At 59.1% G+C, this 20,406-nt stretch carries 15 protein-coding genes; 7 read left to right on the forward strand and 8 right to left on the reverse strand.

Features of this window, described 5'->3' with window-relative positions; genetic code table 11:
- Window positions 1–69 precede the first annotated feature (69 nt).
- Together JQ616_RS29470 and JQ616_RS29475 are read right to left on the reverse strand one after the other, a co-directional pair.
- Complete coding sequence (locus tag JQ616_RS29470; RefSeq protein ID WP_212020688.1) at window positions 70–1,329, reverse strand: type II toxin-antitoxin system HipA family toxin; 1,260 nt, start codon at window positions 1,327–1,329, stop codon at window positions 70–72.
- Window positions 1,319–1,660 (reverse strand): XRE family transcriptional regulator, encoded by a 342-nt coding sequence (locus JQ616_RS29475; protein WP_212020690.1) that lies wholly within the window; start codon window positions 1,658–1,660, stop codon window positions 1,319–1,321. Before JQ616_RS29475 ends, JQ616_RS29470 begins: the two co-directional genes overlap by 11 nt.
- A gap of 273 nt (window positions 1,661–1,933) precedes the next feature.
- On the opposite strand from JQ616_RS29475, the gene JQ616_RS29480 reads away from it, so the two are divergent.
- From JQ616_RS29480 to JQ616_RS29495, 4 genes are all read left to right on the forward strand, one after another.
- Window positions 1,934–6,190, forward strand: a complete 4,257-nt coding sequence (locus JQ616_RS29480; RefSeq protein WP_212020691.1) for an HTH domain-containing protein — start codon at window positions 1,934–1,936, stop codon at window positions 6,188–6,190.
- Window positions 6,174–8,180, forward strand: coding sequence for a hypothetical protein (locus tag JQ616_RS29485; RefSeq protein ID WP_212020692.1), 2,007 nt, complete (start codon window positions 6,174–6,176; stop codon window positions 8,178–8,180). Before JQ616_RS29480 ends, JQ616_RS29485 begins: the two co-directional genes overlap by 17 nt.
- Window positions 8,181–8,191: 11 nt before the next feature.
- The gene (locus JQ616_RS29490; protein ID WP_212020693.1) at window positions 8,192–8,968 is read left to right on the forward strand and encodes a hypothetical protein; all 777 of its coding nucleotides are present in this window, start codon (window positions 8,192–8,194) and stop codon (window positions 8,966–8,968) included.
- 390 nt (window positions 8,969–9,358) lie between these two features.
- Window positions 9,359–10,576, forward strand: coding sequence for a DUF3800 domain-containing protein (locus JQ616_RS29495; protein WP_212020694.1), 1,218 nt, complete (start codon window positions 9,359–9,361; stop codon window positions 10,574–10,576).
- 11 nt (window positions 10,577–10,587) lie between these two features.
- Here the strand turns inward: JQ616_RS29495 and JQ616_RS29500 are convergent, their stop codons facing one another.
- From JQ616_RS29500 to JQ616_RS29515, 4 genes are all read right to left on the reverse strand, one after another.
- Window positions 10,588–11,364, reverse strand: a complete 777-nt coding sequence (locus JQ616_RS29500; RefSeq protein ID WP_212020695.1) for a S1 family peptidase — start codon at window positions 11,362–11,364, stop codon at window positions 10,588–10,590.
- Window positions 11,365–11,458: 94 nt separating this feature from the next.
- Window positions 11,459–12,013: a hypothetical protein gene (locus JQ616_RS29505; protein WP_212020696.1), complete on the reverse strand. Its 555-nt coding sequence runs from the start codon at window positions 12,011–12,013 to the stop codon at window positions 11,459–11,461.
- A 146-nt stretch (window positions 12,014–12,159) separates the two neighbouring features.
- Window positions 12,160–12,498, reverse strand: coding sequence for a hypothetical protein (locus tag JQ616_RS29510; protein ID WP_212020697.1), 339 nt, complete (start codon window positions 12,496–12,498; stop codon window positions 12,160–12,162).
- A gap of 100 nt (window positions 12,499–12,598) precedes the next feature.
- Entirely contained in the window at window positions 12,599–13,483 is an 885-nt protein-coding gene (locus JQ616_RS29515) for a hypothetical protein (RefSeq protein ID WP_212020700.1), read from the reverse strand.
- 406 nt (window positions 13,484–13,889) lie between these two features.
- On the opposite strand from JQ616_RS29515, the gene JQ616_RS29520 reads away from it, so the two are divergent.
- Complete coding sequence (locus JQ616_RS29520) at window positions 13,890–15,299, forward strand: DUF2130 domain-containing protein (protein ID WP_212020702.1); 1,410 nt, start codon at window positions 13,890–13,892, stop codon at window positions 15,297–15,299.
- A 273-nt stretch (window positions 15,300–15,572) separates the two neighbouring features.
- On the opposite strand, the gene JQ616_RS29525 is transcribed toward JQ616_RS29520, so the two are convergent.
- Both JQ616_RS29525 and JQ616_RS29530 read right to left on the reverse strand, forming a co-directional pair.
- Window positions 15,573–15,899 (reverse strand): hypothetical protein, encoded by a 327-nt coding sequence (locus tag JQ616_RS29525; RefSeq protein ID WP_212020704.1) that lies wholly within the window; start codon window positions 15,897–15,899, stop codon window positions 15,573–15,575.
- 73 nt (window positions 15,900–15,972) lie between these two features.
- Window positions 15,973–16,218 (reverse strand): DUF2188 domain-containing protein, encoded by a 246-nt coding sequence (locus JQ616_RS29530; RefSeq protein ID WP_212020706.1) that lies wholly within the window; start codon window positions 16,216–16,218, stop codon window positions 15,973–15,975.
- Window positions 16,219–16,395: 177 nt separating this feature from the next.
- On the opposite strand from JQ616_RS29530, the gene JQ616_RS29535 reads away from it, so the two are divergent.
- Both JQ616_RS29535 and JQ616_RS29540 read left to right on the forward strand, forming a co-directional pair.
- Window positions 16,396–17,589 (forward strand): AAA family ATPase, encoded by a 1,194-nt coding sequence (locus tag JQ616_RS29535; RefSeq protein WP_212020708.1) that lies wholly within the window; start codon window positions 16,396–16,398, stop codon window positions 17,587–17,589.
- Window positions 17,582–20,092 carry a S8 family peptidase gene (locus JQ616_RS29540; RefSeq protein WP_212020710.1) on the forward strand — a complete coding sequence of 837 codons (2,511 nt, stop codon included), beginning with the start codon at window positions 17,582–17,584 and terminating at the stop codon, window positions 20,090–20,092. The genes JQ616_RS29535 and JQ616_RS29540 overlap by 8 nt, the downstream gene beginning before the upstream one ends.
- Window positions 20,093–20,406: the final 314 nt, after the last annotated feature.

The following is a 20,406-nucleotide window of genomic DNA, read 5'->3' on the forward strand; positions in this document are numbered from 1 at the left end:
ACGCATTTTCTGGCCTGAAATCACCATTGCGGAAGGCCCGCGGCGTTGAACTTTTTCAGCCGGCGCGTCTTACGTCGAAAATCCAGGATACACGAAAGCCCCCGTGATGGTCTCGGCGTCCTTTTCCGTGACGCCTTGACCACGCACGACGTCATACCAAGATGCCCGCACTTGGTCTGTCATGGTGGAGACAAGGGCCTTGGCTTCGTCCGCGTCTAACAGAAAGCGCGCATGCTGCGAGAGGACGTTCTTCGCATTGGCAAACCGGCCTTGATCGCCGACCTCGAGCGCAAGATCGCGGCGTTCCTGGGCGATAACCGGGGAGGGGGTCAGGTCATAAGCCGGCGACAGTTGCCAAGGATTGTCCTTCGCCACCAGCGCATGATTGCGCGGATGATCGTCGAGGTTCGAGATCAGCGCGTTAAAAGTCATGCGCCGGAAGAGCTCTTTGGCGTCTTTCTGCGGTTCTTGCACCACCCGGCGCAGCTCTTCGGCCATCAACACATAGGACCAGCGGTCCCGCATCTCAGGCGCTTCGTCGGCCTGCAGCAAAGTCAGCCCGCTGATCATGCGTGAACGTTGGTAGCCGGCTTCCGTCTTGGTGCGGTCGAAGCGCTTGACGAGCAAGACATCCTTGCCGCCCACCGTGACGACGGCGCTTTCGGCAACGCGGATTCCGCACAGCCGAGCAAGTTCGAGCATCGCGCGCTCGACGCGCGTGTTGTTCCAGCGATCATCCGGTCGGTTAAATTTGGCGACCCAGAGGCCTCGATCATCCTCGACAACCGACTTGGGACGCGCGCCGCCCATCGACGTCCCTAGCAGCATCAAGTCCTGAACCTGCGCCGCTTCCTCCGTCTCCACATTCTCCTCGCGCATCAGCGCCTCGGCCACGGCCTGCAGCTTGGCCAGCTCAAGCGTCTGATTGAACTTGCGCCGCGGGGCCGGGGGCTGCTGCCCAAGACCAAATCCTAGCGCGCCCGCGCGGTCGTCCGCAGAATTCAGCAGGTAGTCGAGTTCGCCCAGCTGGGGAACGCCGGCATGCTTTTCGATTACGCGGCGGCCCCAATAGTCCGGCCCGGCATCGCGCAATGCGCCAAACACGCCATTAAGGCGACCGGTCTCATAGGTGGTGCCCGAGAGCTTGAGCTCGACCGGATCGATGGCGACTGCGTTGCCGCGGGCGAGGTAGGACTTACCGTAGACAAAGCGTCCCACGGCGTTTCCACGGCGATCAGGCGTCAGTTGAAAGCGTCCCGCCGTCACCGCCTCGGTCTCGCCAGGCAGGGTGATATAGACAAAGCACTCGGTATTGCCCTTAGAAGTCATTGTCGAGGCCTCCGCCCTTACGCGCGCGCTTGCGTTCGCGCGTCGCCTGCAAGGCAAGGCCTTCCTTGTCCTTGGATGGATCCGCCAATTCTTCAAGCGGCCGGATCATATCGTAAAGCCAAAGCAGGCCCGCATAGACCACGATACCCGTCGAAGCTTTGCCTTTTTCGGCATCCATCACCGCACGTAAGCCTGTTCCGATCCGGCTTGCGGCATCCTCCATCGTCATGTTGCGACGAATACGTGCGGTGCGAAGATCAGCCCCCAATTGGATGAGCGCCTTTGCGACTGCGTGCGGTGGAGCCTTCGTGAGTTTGTTCAACGCGACCATGCTATCACGAGCCAGTTAATTGGGATAAATAGCTCTCAAGAGCATATCTCAGATGGATTTAGATTGCAAAAAAATGCTTTGAAGGGCAATTTGTCCTACATTAAATGCTCTTAAGAGCTGTCTTGCTCTTTTGCACCTATCGACTCGGAACTTGTTGATTTCGCCGGGGAATCCACCTCCCATCGCAGCCCTGCGTTGCATGTGTTCCGGTAATGTTCTAAGCCCGGAGCCGGGCTAGTATCATGCTTCACCGACTCGGGGACCTTTGGAGACATGTCCGACGCCGGCAACGAGCAGCTGCGCCCGCCACCGAGCTGGGACAAGTTCGAGGAGATCTGTGCCGATCTCTTCGCGCGGATCTGGACCGACGATCAGCTCGTGCGCTATGGCCGCGAGGGTCAGCGCCAGAACGGCGTCGACATCTACGGCAAACACAACGGCGCCGACGGCGGCGTTCAGTGCAAAGGCAAGCGCGACTGGCCGCCAACCACACTCACCACAATCGAGATCGATGCCGAGGTCGAGAAAGCCAAAGTCTTCACGCCGCGGCTCACGACTTATATTTTTGCGACAACCGCCGATAATGACGTTCATGTCATCGATCACGTCAATGCCATCTCGACGCGACACGCGCAGCAAGGATTGTTTCGCGTTACCGTGTTCGGCTGGCGCGAACTGACGCGACGCTTCTACGACTATCCCGAGCTGCTCGAAAAACACTTCGGCATCTACACGATACGCTCGATAAGGCGCGACTTGCCCGAGCTGATCGCGGCTGGCGTTCGTGAAGGCTTGCGGCAGGCCGACCTTACGCAACCGGCCTCTGGCCTGCTGGCAGGCGTGCCAACCTCCTTCCTGGATGGCCGCTGGTCCGAGGCTGTGGAGCGCGATTATGCGGCGCGCTACGAACGCGCGCTGCAACGGTCCGTGTTTCCAGAGCTGCACAAGCGCGATGAACTCGCACCACTCGCCTCCGAATTGCTCGAGACTAAAGGTCCACCTTCGTCAGGCCTGCGGCGGACCATCCTTCTGCGCGCATCCCGTTCATCCTCGCTTTCCGGAAGGCTCGAGGATGCGCAGCGTTTCCTCGCCGAAGCTCAAAAGCAGCCAGGCACAGAACCTGACACATTGGCGCGCGCACGCTTAGCGCTTGCCGAAGGCCGCTCGACCGACGCCATCCAAATGCTGCGCGACAGCGCGGATGCCGACGACCGCACTGTTCTCCTGGCCATCCTTGCTGCCGCCCATGGTGACGATGCTGCGCTCGACTGGCTCGCCGAAAATAAAATTACGCCCGCGCAACTCACATCAAGCGGTGTGCTCACGCTCGCAAATATCTATCTGCGCCGTAACGATGTGGCGGCTGTCAATCGCATTCTCGCGCAAACGAGCCAAGACCAACTTACACAACTTCCTTTTCTGCATTTCTTCCGCGGTGCGATGAGCTTTGCCAGCGTCCTCCCCGAGCCGGAATTGCCGATCGCGCTGAGCGGTTTGCCGTTGGATGTAAACAATGCCGCGCCTGTCATCGGCGAACCCGAGCTTTCGCGCAGGCTGGACGCCGCCCTTAACGATCTTCACCAAGCGTTGCCCTGCGCGGTTCAGCTCGGCCTTCAGCACGCGCCGCAGATCATCGGCTCCTACATTGTCTGGTGCGAATTGCTGCACCCTGCACGCAAACAGGCTGCACTTGCGAAGCTTCGCCGCGATATGCAAGACAATTTTCTGGCAGTGTCTTATATCCAGTACGCGCTTGCCTATCTCGATGGATATTCTTCTGCCCCCCTTGAATCCTACCTCGCGCGTCGCGACGCGCTTGGTGGCTTGAGCAATGAGGAACTGCGCGCCAACTTTGTCGTCAAATTACATTCCAACGATGCCGCAGGTCTTGCGGCGCTCATTGCCGCTAAACGACTCCAATCGGAGGGACTTTTCGGCAAGTCCACCGTACACATGATCGAGATTCAAGCACTGGCCAAAAGCGGCGATGTCACCTCGGCCGGCATCGTGCTCAACGACAACCTCGCTCTTTTCGACGCCAGTCAGATCGCGGTGCTTCGTGCCGCAATCGCCAAGGCCGAGGGCGCCGATCCCGTCGCTGAGCATCTAAAGCTGTACGAGAATGACAAGACCCCGGAGACGCTTCGCGCACTTGTCGGCGAACTCGTGCACAAGCAGGATCACGTCGCCATCGCCAAATATGCCGAACTTCTCTTCGAGGCGACCAAAGATCCCCGGGCCCTCGTGCTCAGCGCCAATGCAAGCGCCCGAACCGGCGACGGCGACAATTTTGTACGCCTGGTCGAGGCCCATCCACGTCTCAAAGACCGCCTCGATTTTCTCCGCTATTATGCCTGGCAGCTGTTTCGCTTGGGCCGCATGCGTGAGGTCGGGCAGATCGTCGATCAGATCGCGCGGAATCATGACCCGGAGCGCGATCTCCAACTGGAAATTGCCATCGCGATCGAGACCGGCGAGTGGGAAGCGTTGAGCGCCCCTCTCTCGGCCGCGCTCGATCCCGCCCGCAATCTCGATGGTCTCACGCTTATTCGAGCAGCTCATTTGGCGTACGCGACTGCGCAAGGCCTTGTCATGGATCTCGTGATGGCCGCCGTCGCCAAGGCTGACGATGATCCCCACGTCTTGCTTGGAGCTTATTCTTTATTCGTCGAACTAGGGCTCGAAGAGGACCGGCCGGAACCACGTGTCTGGTTCGAAAAAGCCCTGGCGCTCTCGGGGCCCGATGGGCCAGTCCAGCGCTTTGAGATCAAGCAACTGCTCGCCCAGCAATCCGAATGGAACCGGCATACAAAAGCGGTTACCGACAACGTCGTGCGTGGCGACCTGCCGCTCTTCGTGGCGGCGCCCGGATTGCGGACTACGCAGGTCGATCTGGTGTTACGCAATCTCATCCGTAACACGGCGCTCACCGACCGCCGCCGCAGCACGGCCATTCCCCTGTTTGCCGGCCGGCGCCTGCCCGAACCCGCTGGCGTACCGTCTACGCTCGGTCTCGATATATCGGCGCTGCTCGTTCTCGGCTGGCTTGGCCTATTGCCCCTCATCCTCGAAGCGTTTCCCAAGATCGCGTTGCCGGCCGGCGCATTGGCCGAGCTGTTTGAAGGCCGGCAGCGCATCCGTCGCGGTCAACGCTCCCGCCTTCAAAAGGCGCAGGAAGTCCGTGACGCGATAGCGAAGGGTCAGCTGAAGATCTTGCGGACCCCAGCATTGGCGCGCGATCCGCTGTCCGAAGACGTCGGCATCGAACTCGGCGCGTTAATCCATGAAGCCGAACGCACCAAGGGCGTTGTTGTATGTCCAGCACCCGTGAGCCGCGTCCGCCTTGACGATTCCGGTCCTGCCGATATGAGCGAACATGAAGCCTATCTTTGCGATATGCATGGCTTGCTCAAAGCTTTGATCGAGTTCAACACGATTGACGAAGAAAAGGAACGTGCGGCCAGCCAGTTCTTCGATATCCAGGACAAAGGCTGGCGATCGTCGGCGCGTCCGGAACTCAGCCAGCCGATCTTTCTTGACGGCCTTGCGCTCTCCTACCTGCAATCCACCAAACTCCTGCAGCCTCTCTTACAGACCTTTTCCGATGTCTTCATTCATATCTCCACCGAGGATGAGGCCAATTCTCTGATCGACGACGATCGAAATGTTGCAGAGGTGTTTCACGTCCTCGACGAAATCCGCGCGTCAATCCGCAAGGTGAATGCTGCCGACCAGGTGACGTTCGGCGCTCGGGACTACGATGTAGGCAGCGACGTCGATCGTGCACCCGCCACCCAGAATCTGTTCACCGATCTCGCGCAGATCGACGCCATAGCAATCGACGATCGTGCGCTGAATAAAGAGGCCTTTGGCGCGGATCCGATGGGTCGCCGGGCGCGCCTTGTCTCCACACTCGATCTGCTCGAAGAGATCCGACACCGCGGCCTGCTGAGCGATGATCGGTATCGTGCCGCGCGCTTCAAGCTACGCCAGGCCGGTGCCATGCTGGTCCCCGTAAGCACACTAGAGCTGGTGACATCAGGAAAGCGGAATCGACAGCGTGAAGCGCCGGAGTTTCGAGCTATTCGCGATAGCCTCGATCTGGCGCGGCTCGCCGATATCCCCCAATTCCCAAGCGAGATGCGCTGGCTCTTGACCCATGTCCAGTCGATCCGAAACGCTATCGCGCAGATCTGGAACGAGGAGGCGGATGAGCAACGCGCGCGCCTCATCGCATCGTCGCTCTTCGAGATGCAGATCGTTCCCGAAGACTGGTTGCCTTGCTGGCGCGGCACGCCACCGCCAGGCTGGGTCGACGCCGTCCGCCGCGCTCTGATCGGCGGTTTTGTGATGCCAATCGAGATTACCGACGACAAAAAAATCGAACCTTACCATCGGTGGCTCGATGACGTTCTGCTCAGGGAGCTTCGTTTGGTATCGCCTGAGCTTTATCAGCAGGTCGTCGCCTATGTCCGCGAGTTCACGCTCATGCCGTGGGGGGAGGGTGACGACGATGACGAAGAGGAATAAGAAGAATAAGAAAGCGAATAAGCCAGACTTAACCCCTGAAGAAATCGCACGCTACAAGGTCGTCTTCGCGCTGCGGCGTGTCGGGGCCGAGCTACAGAGCGACGTGCTTTTTGACAGTGCGATTGCCCGACAAACGGGTATCGGCGTGGCGAGCACAATCAAATTGCCCGACGATCTGACTCTCAATCGCGAGACGCTGTTCGCCGCCTTCCAGAAGACGGCGGATCACGAGCCGGTGCCGGAATGGCGTGACAGCGAGGGCCTTAAACGCGATATCCGCATCGAGATGGACACGCAATCCGCTTATTTGCTTTATGGAAAGCACAAGGTAGGATTCCCCCATGCGGCGCTTCTCGCCAGCAAGCGCGAGCGGCGCCAACAAGCCCTGGTCGAGATTCTCAAAGGCTGCACGCTCACGAAAGCGGAACGTGCAAAGCTCGACGCCATCATCAATAAGCCAAACTACGGGCAAGACGATTTCTTTGCCGCCCAAAATATCCTCGCCGGTGCACCGGAGAGCTTCGCAGCGTCGCTTCGCGAAGCCGCGATCAAGGGGAATCTCTCGCGAACCGATCTGCTGCCGACGAAAACGGCGCATTGGGAAAATCTGACAGCGCGGCTTTTGAGCTCGGAGATTCTCAGCGAATTTGCGGCCAATGAACTCGCCGTCCAGCGCAAAGCGCACTTTGCCGGCGATCTGACAGGAGCTTTCGACATTGTGTCGTTGACGTTCGGTGACCCTGAGCTCGTGCCCGTGGAGACCCTACGGTCATTCGGCGCAGAAGAAGTGATCACAGCCTTACGCCATTTGCTGCAATTTAATGATCCGTTCGCGCTGACAGGCGCATTCGACATTTGTGCCGCTCGCGCGCTTGCTGAACCTCAGTTTGTCGCGCTTGGCGACGAACTCCTCGATCGCATCTTGGGCGATCGAACACGTTTGCTGGGCGAATTGACGACTTTCGCGACCGCCTTTGTCTTCGCCGTGGCGTTCCTGGCCGAACATCAGACGCTACGACACCAACCCGTCTTCTGGCGGCGTCTGGCGGCCGCATCTCACGCGTCGCTTGTGACACGCGTGCTTGGCCCAGGTACGGATGATGAGGAGGACAGATCGCTGCTTAACTGGGCGATGCGGATCTCCGGTAAGGCGTATTATCTATCGGTGATGAACGATTTCGATCATGAGCCGCGATGGCGTCCCGATTGGATCACTCAAAATTTTGTCGCCGCCGATATCTATGGACGGCTCCTGGTTTCGCTCGGAAAGCTGAGGGATGATGCGCCGGCAAGCTGGCGCAAGAAACTTGAAGACGCGCATCCGTCGATCGTCGCCAACGCGCCGCCGATGGCTCATTTGTTTCCCGCCCTCCTGCAGGGCTGGCGAGCGCCTTCGGCCGATCTGCCGGCAGCCAACACGCCGGTTGGCGAACTCTTCGTCGAGTTTGAGCAGAATCCTACCGTCAAGAAATTCCTCGAATTCATCCAGCTCGTCTACACCTTCGGTCATCCGCCGGTCGCTCGCGTTCCCGTCCTCAAGGCGATGGAAAGTCTGCGGTCGCAATTGATGAGCATAGAGCCGGCCTACGCGCAGGCAGCCATCGACCTGGCCGCGTTGATTGCCGCCCGAAATAGAGACGTAGAGCTCGCCGAGCTGGTCTCATCCGTGGCGCTCGAGCGCTTGCAAGCCGGGCAGGGGGGAGATCATCTGATGCCGACTGTTTCGGTGCTGCTCGAGTGCGCGGCAGCAGTTGTCGATCGAAAATCCGCGCTAGAGCAGCTCGCACGGCGCCTTGAAAATCTGGTTTCTACGGTGCCGGCCGCGTCTCTACCCGAGGCGGTCGACACCATGCGGGTCCTACAATCAATCAATCAGGAGCTGGCGCCGATGCTTGGACGCGCCATCGCGCTCGGCCGGATTGGGGCGCCGCGAGGAGTAGTAGACCAAGTCCTCGCGCGTCGCCGGCCTGATCTTGCTTCAACGCCGTAAAATCATCGCGCATGAAGATCAGTATCGAAGCTCGTCCCGCCGACATCGAGGCGGCTCTTAATTGGGCGAGCGGCCTCATCGGCTCCGCGTTGACAAGAAGGTGGCGGCTCTTCAGCGTCAGGAGGCCGCCAGCCCGCTCCTCGCTATCCATCAGCGGGAGACCTTCGCCTTCGAACACGCGCTGGCAAGGGCGCGTCGGTATCGTAAATCGACTGGACGTTTGCCCAAGGGGGGAGGAGTTTTTCCGGCTTTACAGCTTTCTGATCCCAGCGAGCCGGATCTTTGCCGCGCTACCGCGTGCTTCACAAGAACCGTTTGCCGGCCGGTTTCGTGAGGCGGTCAACGGGAGCTTTGGCGCCCGGCCGATCGCTTATGAGGTAAGTATCGCAGCTCATCTGATGGGACAGGGATGGGACGTCGATTTCATCGATTATGCCGGTACCGCGCGTTTCGACCTGCTCGCCCGGTTAGATGCGGCCGAAATTGAGGTGGAATGTAAGACGACGTCAGCCGACACCGGTCGTAAAGTCCATCGACAAGAGGCCAACAGATTGGCTGAATTGCTGCTTCCCATCACGCAGAGGGTCGCCGAAGAACCCGGTTGCCATCGCATACTTATCACTGTCCCGGATCGCCTTGGACGATCGCAGCCCGAGCTTGACGACATTGCCGCAATCACAGCCATGGCCGTTGAGCGCCAGGGTGAAGCTGAAATCGCTGTAACCAGCGCCAACCACGATGGCATGGCGCGCTCGGCTTACGATCATTGGCGCAGTAGGCCGGTCTAGTCCTCCCCACCACACATCCGGCGCGCGTTTAAGGACGGAGAATACACTGCCTGGTTCTTGCCGGGCCACCGGGGAGTTGTGACGAGGCTAATCTGATGCTCGACGTCCTCCGTGAGCTCCATCGTCGTCTATGTGGCTTACGACCTCTTCGCCACCCCCACGCCTCGATGCGGGACCGGGAGCCTTTCGCGACGTCGGGCAACAAGGCCGCCCGCGCGACGGGCAGTGATGGTGGGCCACCGAACGGCGACCGCAGCGCGAGTGCCTCCGCCGAACGTCCGCCGCCTCTTCCCCGAAGCCGCCGTTGCCACCGCGCGGCCGCAATTGCTGTTGTCGGCACTGCAACTGTTGGTTTAAAACACGGACCCTTTGGCTATCCCAGGCGTCGTTATGTTCGCATTCGTCGACGAAACCGGAAATACAGGCGGTAATCTGCTGGATGAACAGCAGCCGGAATTTTTCACGGCCGCGCTGATCACGAAGTCGGATTTTGACATGGTGTATTCGAGCCAAGTCGCAAAGCTCGCCAAGAAGTTTGGCGACGGGCCGTTGCATGGCAAGGAGCTCGGCTTCGGGCGATGCGAGGAAATCGTGTTCGACCTACACAAAATATTCAAAAAAGCCGATGCACGGTTCTTTGTCTCACGCGTCGAGAAGCGATACCTGCTCGCGACCAAGATCTTCGATACGTTCTTCGACTCCGGCGAAAACGCGGCTGCGTCCTGGCATAACTATAATATCCGCCCGCTTCGCGTGATCCTTGCCCTCAAGGTTGCGACAATCGTCGACGAAGACGTTGGGAGGCGTTTCTGGACCATGCTGCTAGATCGCAGCGATGCACGGCAGAAGCAAGCCATCCCAGTAATTTGCCAAGCACTGATCGACCGTGTTGACGATCTACCAGATCAGCGGTCGCGCGATATTGTCGCCGAGACATTGAGCTGGGCGCGCGATAATCCGGAAACGATCCACGTTCATCTCGATAGCCGGCAAGCCCGCAATGGCCACATGCCGAATATGGTGGCGTTCGCAAACTTGCTCGATGGACTGGAGGGATTTTCGAAACGTTGGGACCGTCGTGTCCGGCGCATTACGCATGATCGGCAGGGGGAGTTCGACAAGACACTTGCCGAGTGGCACGACCTTTACTCGCACGCATCGGCTGATCCCGTTGAGGCGTGGGTCGGCGAGACGCATGTATTTCAGAAGGTGGTCGGCAGCGAGTTCGAGGTGAAGGCGGACTCGGAGAGCGCCGGCATTCAAGCGATTGACATTGTGCTGTGGCTCTTCTTGCAGCGGACGCGCGGGGCGGGGTTCCCGCGTGAGTGCGCACGTCTCCTGAACTACGCGCTGAAGCATGCCTATATGAGCGATTTCTCCTTTGAGGGCGTATCACGACGGATGGATAACGAGTTTGGCGAGATCCTTCGCGGTGAGCTGTCTCCGGAGGTCGAGGCGAAAGCGCGCGAGCTCATGGCACTCAGCGAACAGCGGCGGCAGGAGTCCATGGAACAATACAAGCGTGACGGCATCACGCCCTTCATGCGCGGATCGATCGCGGACGGCGCCGGCAAGGTGATCGAGGCCGAACCGATGCCGTCGCGCTAGTTTTGATCGCGTTATTCGTCGCTATCAAGCTTCTTCCCGATGATGACTTCCTGGATATCATGGACCGGCCAGACCATGCCGAGCTGGGCGTCCGATGGATCGTTCGTATGACGGCGGCCCGAATAGATGCCAATGAACTTGCTTTCTGGCCAACTTGTTTGCGATGTCGCGTCCTGTTCAAGAAGATGTACGCCCCAGCTCCGGCGGATGACGGGAGCGCCGGACATGCCAGGGCGCGACGCGGTGTCCACGAGTATATAGCCGGTGCCGATGCGGGTCAGGTCTGGCTCGGAAGCGATGCTCCCCCGCTTCCACACAGGGAAGCCAGGCGGCTCGGCCCCGAAAGGATAGCCAAGGATATAGACGTCCATGCCGATGCGAACGGCGAGGTCGCCCTCCGATTTCAGCACGTTGATCGGGTAAAGGTTGACGATCGGGTCATCCCCGTCGATCGGCAATGGGATGGCGACCACGTCCGAGCCTCGCCCCCGCACGGGATGCCAATACCAGAGCGGCTTGTGGTCAGCATCCCTAATCGAAATCTCGTAAGTCTTCTTACCGAAATTCATGATGCGTGTGTTGAACATCGCGCGAACCATGTTTGGCCGAGCGATCGCCGTTTGATCGCCGGTTCGGGCATTGCGGCCGCTCACGACGTGCCAATTCGTAATGAGGTAGTGCTGCTCGCGATCCTTCCAAACAAATCCCGTCGCGTTTCCGACCGCATTGCCGTTGGCGCAGAGCTCGAGCGGAACGGTCGTGAGCGAAAAAGGATCGATCTTGGTCATAAGCGTCGCTTCATCCAGCCTTCAGCTCGAGCCAAACCGATCGCAGTATGGCGCAAGTTGCGGGATTGCGCAAAGCTTGTAGTCGGCTTGCCAATTATGACGGCGGATTCATGCGCTGGAATAGAAGGCTTGTCAGGGCATCGGGAAAGCCTTCGCAAATCGCCTGCCGCTCGTCGGATGTAAGGTCATCCGGCGCAAAATCCCGCATATCGATGCCTCGATGGTTGATCTCTTCGAGGGCATCACAAACGTTCTGCATGTGGCGTCTGGCCTCCTCTTGAGTTGGCTGTGGCCAATCGCCTTTGACGAAAGAAAGGGCGTTGAATGCGCAACAACGATGGAAATGGATTTTTAGTGCCTGTTTTGTGTTTTGCCGTAAGTAGGGAGCGCGCCGATATGCTCGCCGCCAGGTTTCATGACGAGGCATTTTGTCGGGTACATCGTCGATCGCCTCAAACTGTCTTCCATCGAAAAACGCAGGTGGCCCGCCCGACCTGAACACCGTCCAGCGGTGGACGCTCTCTTCGACGACCCCGATCTTCCATCGAGCGCGTATTGTTGGCTCGCCAACCACGTGAACGATCGAAAACCCTACACGTCCGTCGCGCAGCGGCTGCGCATGCTTATAGGTACGTTCTTGCGTATTCATTTTCGATTGTATGGCCCTGCCCACAAGGTCAGGCGAGAATTCTGGGATACGTGAATTCACGATTAAACAGATCGAGAGCGAGTTCTTGCGTGGGTTGCGTTGTCGATAGACAGCAAACTGACTATTCGCGCTTCGAAGATGGTGTTCTATTGTTCGTGAAGTTTGCTCTGGATTGCACGGACGATCTCTTTGCCATTGCTGAACTGAGAAAGAGTGACTGTACGTTTGCCGAAAAAGTATGGCTGTTCTTCGGGTTTGACATAGCGATCGACGATATCGTTGACGCGTTCTTCCTGTTCGTTCTCGAGATGCTTCATCTCGATAAGCACAAGATTGCGAAAACAAGCGAAATCAGGAAATCGTCCTCGCTTAGCCTCTTCGACAAAGTCGTCGTCGAGCACGCGGCCGCGAAGCTCGTGGATGACAAAGTGTTCAAAGATTGTTGGTAGGTCGGGCGGCCCACCTTTTCGTTCAATACGACTCATCGCTTAGCACCTGGCGAGTCGTGGATCTTGCCAGCCATGTTGAGAGTCCGAGAGGGCTAAATCAAATGCTCGGCAGCATGTGCAAGTATCGGTACCCAGATTAGCTAACCCGCTGCGTGCCCGTTATGGGCGCGTCAGCTGGAGGAGAACTGCGACCCACGAACTCTGGATCATCGCACCGGCCTGCGGCAACAAGGTACGTCGGCGTGCCAAGTACAGCAAATAACCGTATATGGACCAGCACCAAGGTTGGATCATGCCGCACATAGACAAAGTCGATGTCATGGAGCGTGCTGCCGGTCGGCTCGCTATGCGGGCTGCCACCGACGAATTGAAGGGCATTTCTCGCGTTCGCGTTGCGAATTACGTTGATGGTGGCCGGCCGGAAATTCTTCCCCTCAAGCTCGGCTGTCGCGAAGGAATGTCCGACTTTAGCGAGCATCCGAGCAAATGCATCAACTTCGGCTCGCCCTTCAGGCATGATCGCCGCCACCTTGAGTGACTGCGCTAGCATCTCAGTATGCTCGTGAATGCCTAATTCGAACGATGCCGCTCGGATCCAAAATGACGCACATTTTGCAGTTTGGTCTTTGTCAGCAGATCGCCCGGCGAGTTCACCAGGCATGTTCAGCAATGGGAATAGGATCAGAAACGGATAGAGCTTACGGTCGACATCGATGTAGCTCCAGTCGCCATTCGCGCGCAGCTTCACTTTTAAGGGCAACTTCTCTGGCCGCTCGTCACGTCGACGTGAGTCTATATCGAAGTACATACGCATCGGGCCGAGCATAGTACGGGCAACGGTGCGTTCGAATTCACTCGTCATCGTTCCACATTTGGCGCAACTCGCGCGCGGCACTATTTTTCGGCCGCCCAGTGACTTCGCCAGAACGTGTTCTTTGCCCAGTACATCCGTGGCATCGCAATACAGGCACCGTCCCAAAGGGCTGTAAACGTGCTCAATATCGTTCGGCAGAGAAAACATTGAAGTTCAACATGTCAGACTTTGCGGCGGTCGCCTTTACGAGCAATCGTCGCTTTGAGTAGCGGGCAGGGTGGGGCCCTCTATGCGCCTTTATCGCTCGAAAAGCATCGGACGCAATGGTTCGAAGCTCAGCCATCGGACCACTCTTGCGCGACGAGGCAAGCTGAACTGCGGAATACCAGAGAACCATCTTTGCCTCTCGACCGGGGAAGAAGCCGCGAAGAGAGATAGCTCCGCTGCGCCTGCAAAGCGGGATTTGCCACAGCAAAATTAGCGAAGCCGAGCCTTTCAGCTTGACGCCTCAAAATAGCTTGTTCTAATTTTGTTCTCAAGGGTCCAGGTCGATTCTCCGGGCCCGTAGCCAGCCCTTATTGAGAACAGCGCCGGCCCGATCCGGCCAGGAAACATGCACGAAATCATCTGTCCCCACTGTGCGAAGGCCTTCAAGGTCGATGAGTCCGGCTATGCCGAGATTCTGAAGCAGGTCCGTGACGCGGATTTCGCAAAGCAACTTCATGAACGGCTGGAATTGGCCGAGCGTGACAAGCAGAGCGCTGTTGACCTGGCCAAGGCCCAGGTGAGCAACGATTTGCAGAAGACCGCGGCCGCCAAGGACGCAGAAATCCGGCAGTTGAAGTCCAAGCTAGAGGGAAGTGAGGTCACCCAGAAGCTTGCTGTCACCGAAGCGCTTAGCGCCGTGGAAAAAGAGCGTGACAGGCTCGCGAACGCGCTGGCCGAGTCCGAGCGCGAAAAGAAAGCGGCCGCGGAGCTTGCTGAAGCGCTTCTGGCCAGCGAACAGCACAAAATTGCCGCTGCCAAGGAAAAAGAAATCCAGGAGCTGAAGGCCAAGCTACATGCTCTCGAGCTGGAGAAAAGGCTTGCCTTGACGGAAGCGGTCGTCGCCATCGAAAAAGAGCGCGATGAGCTGAAGAACGGCATCAAACAGGCGCAGCTTGAAAAACAGCTCTCTGAGCAGTCGCTCAAGGACAAGTACGAAACGCAAATCAAGGATCGCGATGACGCGATCGAGCGCCTTAAGGATATGAAGGCCCGTCTCTCGACCAAGATGGTCGGGGAGACACTTGAACAGCACTGCGAGACCGAATTCAACCGGGTGCGGTCGATGGCATTTCCGCGGGCGTATTTCGAGAAAGACAACGACGCGCGGACCGGCAGCAAGGGCGATTACATTTTCCGGGACTCGGACGAGACCGGCACCGAGATCATCTCGATTATGTTCGAGATGAAGAACGAGAGCGACAAAACCGCGACGAAAAGCAAGAACGAAGATTTTCTGAAGGAGCTCGACCGGGACCGGAGCGAGAAGGGCTGCGAATATGGCATCCTGATCTCATTGCTTGAACCGGACAACGAACTTTACAATACCGGCATCGTCGATGTATTCCACCGTTACCCGAAAATGTATGTCATCCGGCCGCAGTTCTTCCTGCCGATGATCACGCTCTTGCGGAATGCGGCCATCAACTCGCTCAAGTACAAAACCGAGCTTGCGCTTGTGAGAGCGCAGAATATCGACATCACGCAATTTGAAAGCCAGCTAGAGACGTTCAAGACTGCATTCTCGAAGAACTACGATCTTGCTTCCAGGCACTTCCAGACGGCGATCGCCGAGATAGATAAGTCCATCGATCATCTCCAGAAAACAAAGGATGCGTTGATCGGTGCAGACCGCAATCTCCGCCTTGCGAACGACAAGGCGCAGGACGTGACGATCAAGAAGCTGACCCGGCGCAATCCGACGATGGCGGCGAAATTTGCTGAGCTGAAGAGTCCGCCCGCTGAAGCTGCGGAGTGAGGCAGGCAGGAGCCAGGCAAAACAAACGTTGTTGTGAAGCAGATTGCGATTTTGCGACGCGGATACATTCGTCCTTGGATTGTGCGTAGCGCAGTTGAATCCATTTGCAACTCCGCCATGAAGCCGGCCCGGTTCCCCTCCGGAGTGTGCGCCATGAGATAAGAGATGAGATCGTCTTGCTGGCTCTGGCCAAAAACCATGCGATAGTTCGCAAGCAAGCGGCGGAGCCCAGGTATATGATCGGGCCCGTGACTGAACCGGAGCGCGGGCACACTATCGGTCGATCAGCACCGGCAATTCGCTGTAACCCACGGCGATCGACGCGTAGAAGCGATGCGAGCCGTTGTGGAGGGCATATTTGAAGCGGCTGCAGCCCGTCCGCTGCAGCTCGCAGGGCGGCAAGAAGCCGTGCGGCGATCGCAAGCCCATCAAAACGGGCACGAGCTTGTATTTGCGAAACAGCGGCGTGCCGGGATCGCGGCGCAGGGGTTCGATGTCAAGCAGCGGCACCAACTCAACATGGCTACGGTCGATGTATGTCTCGCCCCGGATGAGACCCTGATAGGGATAGTATTCCCCGATGCGCTGGTGGCTCGCCATGTCGGCAAACTCCCACCAGGCATCCGGGTCTCAAAGGTGCCGTCCTGCCGTGGCAGCCGGAACAGCATCCGCCCTAGCCCCTGGAAGAGCGGGGGTCGGCACTGCGCGGAAACGTGCGCTCTTCCTGGAAGACGCCGTCCATTTTCTTGATCTTCACCGAGCCGCCCTTCGGGCCGAGCGCGGCCGAAAGACTGCCGCCGGCAGTCGCCTCCGCCTTGTGTTCGAAGGATTCGACCAGGCGACGGGAGTTGTCGTGACGCAGTTCCCATTGATTGCGACGCTCGTTGTGGCTGAGCGTGAACTTGGGGAGATTACCCATTCATTTTCTCCATAAATTTCAGACTTGTTAACCCTCGATGCACATCGGGAGGCGCCCTTATTGCAACGAAGGCACATTATTATGCAACAAAGTGATATAAAACGCAACTTATGGCTTGTGTGCGCATTTTATTGCTCTATATTGCAATAACAGCTTATGACGAAACTGGAAGCCCGCATGCAGCACTTCGCCCTCATTCAATCTCTCTGCCGGGTTGCGATGTCGAACCCCAACCCGGCGCTGACTAAGCAGGTCGAGCGTCTGCGCAACGCGATGCAGGAGGCCGGCGAGTCCAAGGAAGCCGCGGCCCTGTCGGCTATCCTGACCAGCGCCGAACGCGCGGAGGATATGACGCCCAGCAAGTTGACCCGGTCCCTTGTCATGACCGGCGGCGAGACGCTGACCCGCAACACCGTGATCCCGGTCGACCGCGAAACGTCGACCCCGCTCGCCCAGGTCATTTTTCAGCAGCAGATCCCCGAGGGCGCCCCCATTTTCAGCGGCGACGTCAGTGGCGCGATCAAATCACTGCTCGAAGAGTGGTCTCACCTGGAGGCCTTCGACGCCGCCGGCATCAAGCCCAGCAAGACCTGCCTCATCTACGGCGCGCCAGGCACCGGCAAAACGCGCCTTGCCATGTGGATGGCCAAGCAGCTCGATCTTCCTGTGGTGGTCGCAAGGCTGGATAGCCTGGTGTCTTCGTTCCTGGGAACCTCGTCGCGCAACATTGGCACCCTCTTCAATTTCGTGAACCGCTTTCGCTGTGTGCTGCTGCTCGATGAGTTCGATGCGCTGGCCAAGCTCCGCGACGATCCGCAGGAGGTCGGCGAGATCAAGCGCATCGTCAACGCCCTGCTGCAAAATCTCGACACGCGCGAGCCCCTCGGGTTCACGATCGGCATCACCAACCATCCCCAGCTGCTCGACCCGGCGGTTTGGCGACGCTTCGAAGTGCAGCTGCAGATCCCCAACCCCGACACGCAGCTGCGGCTCGATATGGCCCGTCTTTTCATGATGCCGACCGAAGCGCCGGAATCACACCTGAAACTGTTTGCCTGGTTCACCGAAGGCGCCACGGGCGCCGAGCTCGAGGCCGTGGTTCGCAGCTATAAGAAGCTGAGAGCAGTGAGGGGCGATAAACCCTATGAGCTGCTCGACCTGTTCAGACAGTTCGCAACGCTCAACAGCGGCCGCCTCAACGCGGAACGCCGGCATCTGCTTCAAGATCCGGCCGACCTGCTCGAGGCGCTGCATCGCGACACCGAACTCTCCTTCTCCCAGGCGGAGCTGGGCGAGATCATCAACAAAGACAAATCCACAATCAGCCGCATGCTGAATTCACGCAATAAGTCGGTGAGAAGCCATGGCTAGTCCCGTCCAGATCATTCTCAACCCCAACAATTTCTCCGAAGACCGCGATAAGCCGGGCGGCGGCGGCCCCAAGACCGATTTTTTTCTCGACGACGACATTGGTTTCGTCGCGCATCGCCAGAATGTCCTGAAGCAGCTGGCGGACGTCAGGGCCGGCCTGCAACGTCAGGCGCCGACGTTCGGCCCGGTCGGCTTCGTGAAGGTGATCCTCCGCCGTAAGGCCTGGGCGAAGAGCCATCGTCCGCTGCACGCCTTGTTTTCCGAGCGCCGGACGCGCCTTGTCGGCAATCTCGACTTGGGCGAACTCATCGTGGAAGCAACCCCGCAGGCTTTGGCCGAAATCGAAGCGGAAGTGGCGAGGGCCGAGGATCATACCCAGCGGCGCTTTAATGAGCGGACCAAGAAGGTGGAGGCGGTGCCGACGCCGCGCCGTAGTGAGACGGGCGCGATCGAAGGCCTTGAGCTTTATGGGGCAGGGGATCGTCGCCAATTCGACCTGGACCAAGCGGTCGTGTGGCTATCCAACCCGAAGACCGGCGGCCAATATGAGGTCGAGCTGTTCGAAATCCCGCCGGTTCCGGCGAACTACGATATTGCCGGCTTCCGTCGCCAGCTTTTTGAATCGTTTACCGCCGGCCTGCAGCATCTCGGCACGGGCCTTGACGTCCACGCGCTGCCCCGCCGCGTCGGCAGCGAGCAGCCGACCTATGCGGTTCGCCTCGAGCAGTCGGCACAGCCGCCGATCGTGCGCATGTTGCCGTCGGTCGGCGAACGTGGCCGTGCGATCGCGCCGTTCGATCCGAACCGCGACCGCCATGCCCGTCTGGTCAAGTTTCTGGAATCTCACCCTCTGGTGAAGAAGATCGAATTGCCGGGCGTCGTCGTCCGCAGCGAGGGCGTTGTCCGCACCCGCCCGCAAACCGCGGCGATCCAGCAGCGCGATCGCGCGAAGGCCTGGCCTCGTGTCGGAGTGATCGACGGCGGCATCAGCGATGCGGCTCTCGGCGATTGGGTGGTCGGCCGCTGGGATCCGCTTGCCGCTCAGGACATGGACCACGGCCACGGCACCTTCATCGGCGGCATCCTTGTCGCGGGGAGCGCTATGAATGGACCGCAGACCAGCACTGACGCCGACGGCGTCGAGCTTTATGATATCGCGGTCTACCCGAATTCCGACAACGCGTTCGCGAACTATTACCGCGACCTGACCGGCTTCCTTGATGAAGTCGAGAATGCCGTTGCCGAAGCCAAGGCGCAACACGGCGTGCGGGTCTTCAATTTCAGCATGAACGTCCAGGTGCTGGTGTCGGCCGGTCACTACAGCAAGGTAGCATCCCGGCTCGACCATATCGCGGACACGTACGATGTTTTGATCTTCATCTCGGCCGGCAACCTGAACGCCAGTGCGGGACGCCCGGAATGGCCGGCGACGCCGGATATGGCCCTGCAGCTGATGGCGGCCTCGCAAAACGATGGGATCCAGGTACCCGCGGAGAGCGCGCGCAACGTTTCGGTTGGCGCTTTGAATCCTGCCGGGCTTGGTGCGCACAGCGTCGACCATGCTCCCGCGCGATACTCCCGCCGCGGCCCCGGCCTGCGGGCATTGGTCAAGCCGGACTTCGCCTTCACCGGCGGCTCGGGCACGCCGATGCAGCCTCTCGGACACGGGCTCTATTCGGTCGCGCCCAACGGCTCTCTCGCAGACAGTTGCGGCACGAGCTACGCAACGCCCTTCATCGCCAAACAGGCGGCGATCCTCGATTCGGAGATCGAAGGTGAGGTTTCGCGGGAAACCCTTGTTGCGCTTCTGACCCACCATGCGCAGACCCCGCTGCCGCTGAGCGACAAGACCTTGAATGTCATCGCCCGCCAGCTGTGTGGTCACGGCATGACAGCGCCGGTCGCAAGCGTGCTGGAAGGCGGGGACCATCAGATTACGCTGGTGTTCGCGACTCGCTTGGAGAAGGACCGCCAGATGAATTTCCGCTTCTCCTGGCCTTCGTGCCTGGTCGGCCCCGGCAATGCGTGCCGCGGCTCCGCTCGGCTGACGCTGGTGTCGAGTCCTCCGCTTGACCAGCGCTTCGGAGCCGAGTTCACGCGGATCAATGTGGAGGCAGCACTCCAGCAGGAGCAGATCTCGCGGGGCGGCGAGGTCAGCTGGAAGGGCCAGCTGAAGCCGCTTTATCTGCCGCCCAGCGGGATCGAGCATCCTTTTGAAGCCGAACGGGTCGAACACGGCATGAAGTGGAGCCCGGTGAAGACCAGCGGCGCCACCATGCCGAAGGGCCGAGGTGCCTCGACCAACTGGCGTCTGGTCGTGAGTTACCTGTCGCGCACCGACAATGAGGAGATGCCTGACGAGGGCGTGCCTTTCACGGCAATTCTGACGATTTCGGATCCGAAGATGGAGCAGCCTGTATTCCAGGTAATGCGCCAGCAACTGCTGCAGAGCGTTCAGATTGCCGATATCCGCACCGCGGCGCGCATCGTGTCCCGTGTTTAATTAACTGCACGGGAGGGGCTGCCCGCCTTTGGCATCAACGCTCCGTTAGCTTGTACCGCAGATGCAGGCTGCCGAGCTCGCAGGAGCTGGAGGCGTAGGTCGTCTGTCAGTCCCTGTGGTTCGGACGAAATCGATATCGGCGACGCGAGGTCGTCGATATAATAAGCTTTGCGAATGTAGGGGAAGTAAGTGCCGGGTACTGGTGGGCATTGAACTTCCAGGGGACGGTTCTCAAGGTGCTGGTCAGCTAGCCAGACGGGTTCGGCGCCATGCCGGACCTCACGCGCGATATGGCAAACTTCGGTTTGGGAAAA

Source organism: Bradyrhizobium tropiciagri (assembly GCF_018130545.1).
Taxonomy (GTDB): domain Bacteria; phylum Pseudomonadota; class Alphaproteobacteria; order Rhizobiales; family Xanthobacteraceae; genus Bradyrhizobium; species Bradyrhizobium tropiciagri_A.

Coding starts and splice junctions, on each gene's coding strand:
- JQ616_RS29525 (WP_212020704.1), bottom strand. CDS start 15,899: ATGGCGAGCCACCAGCGCATCGGGGAATACTATCCCTATCAGGGTCTC.
- JQ616_RS29480 (WP_212020691.1), top strand. CDS start 1,934: ATGTCCGACGCCGGCAACGAGCAGCTGCGCCCGCCACCGAGCTGGGAC.
- JQ616_RS29510 (WP_212020697.1), bottom strand. CDS start 12,498: ATGAGTCGTATTGAACGAAAAGGTGGGCCGCCCGACCTACCAACAATC.
- JQ616_RS29505 (WP_212020696.1), bottom strand. CDS start 12,013: ATGAATACGCAAGAACGTACCTATAAGCATGCGCAGCCGCTGCGCGAC.
- JQ616_RS29495 (WP_212020694.1), top strand. CDS start 9,359: ATGTTCGCATTCGTCGACGAAACCGGAAATACAGGCGGTAATCTGCTG.
- JQ616_RS29500 (WP_212020695.1), bottom strand. CDS start 11,364: ATGACCAAGATCGATCCTTTTTCGCTCACGACCGTTCCGCTCGAGCTC.
- JQ616_RS29540 (WP_212020710.1), top strand. CDS start 17,582: ATGGCTAGTCCCGTCCAGATCATTCTCAACCCCAACAATTTCTCCGAA.
- JQ616_RS29520 (WP_212020702.1), top strand. CDS start 13,890: ATGCACGAAATCATCTGTCCCCACTGTGCGAAGGCCTTCAAGGTCGAT.
- JQ616_RS29515 (WP_212020700.1), bottom strand. CDS start 13,483: ATGTTTTCTCTGCCGAACGATATTGAGCACGTTTACAGCCCTTTGGGA.
- JQ616_RS29530 (WP_212020706.1), bottom strand. CDS start 16,218: ATGGGTAATCTCCCCAAGTTCACGCTCAGCCACAACGAGCGTCGCAAT.
- JQ616_RS29490 (WP_212020693.1), top strand. CDS start 8,192: ATGAAGATCAGTATCGAAGCTCGTCCCGCCGACATCGAGGCGGCTCTT.
- JQ616_RS29535 (WP_212020708.1), top strand. CDS start 16,396: ATGCAGCACTTCGCCCTCATTCAATCTCTCTGCCGGGTTGCGATGTCG.
- JQ616_RS29485 (WP_212020692.1), top strand. CDS start 6,174: ATGACGAAGAGGAATAAGAAGAATAAGAAAGCGAATAAGCCAGACTTA.
- JQ616_RS29470 (WP_212020688.1), bottom strand. CDS start 1,329: ATGACTTCTAAGGGCAATACCGAGTGCTTTGTCTATATCACCCTGCCT.
- JQ616_RS29475 (WP_212020690.1), bottom strand. CDS start 1,660: ATGGTCGCGTTGAACAAACTCACGAAGGCTCCACCGCACGCAGTCGCA.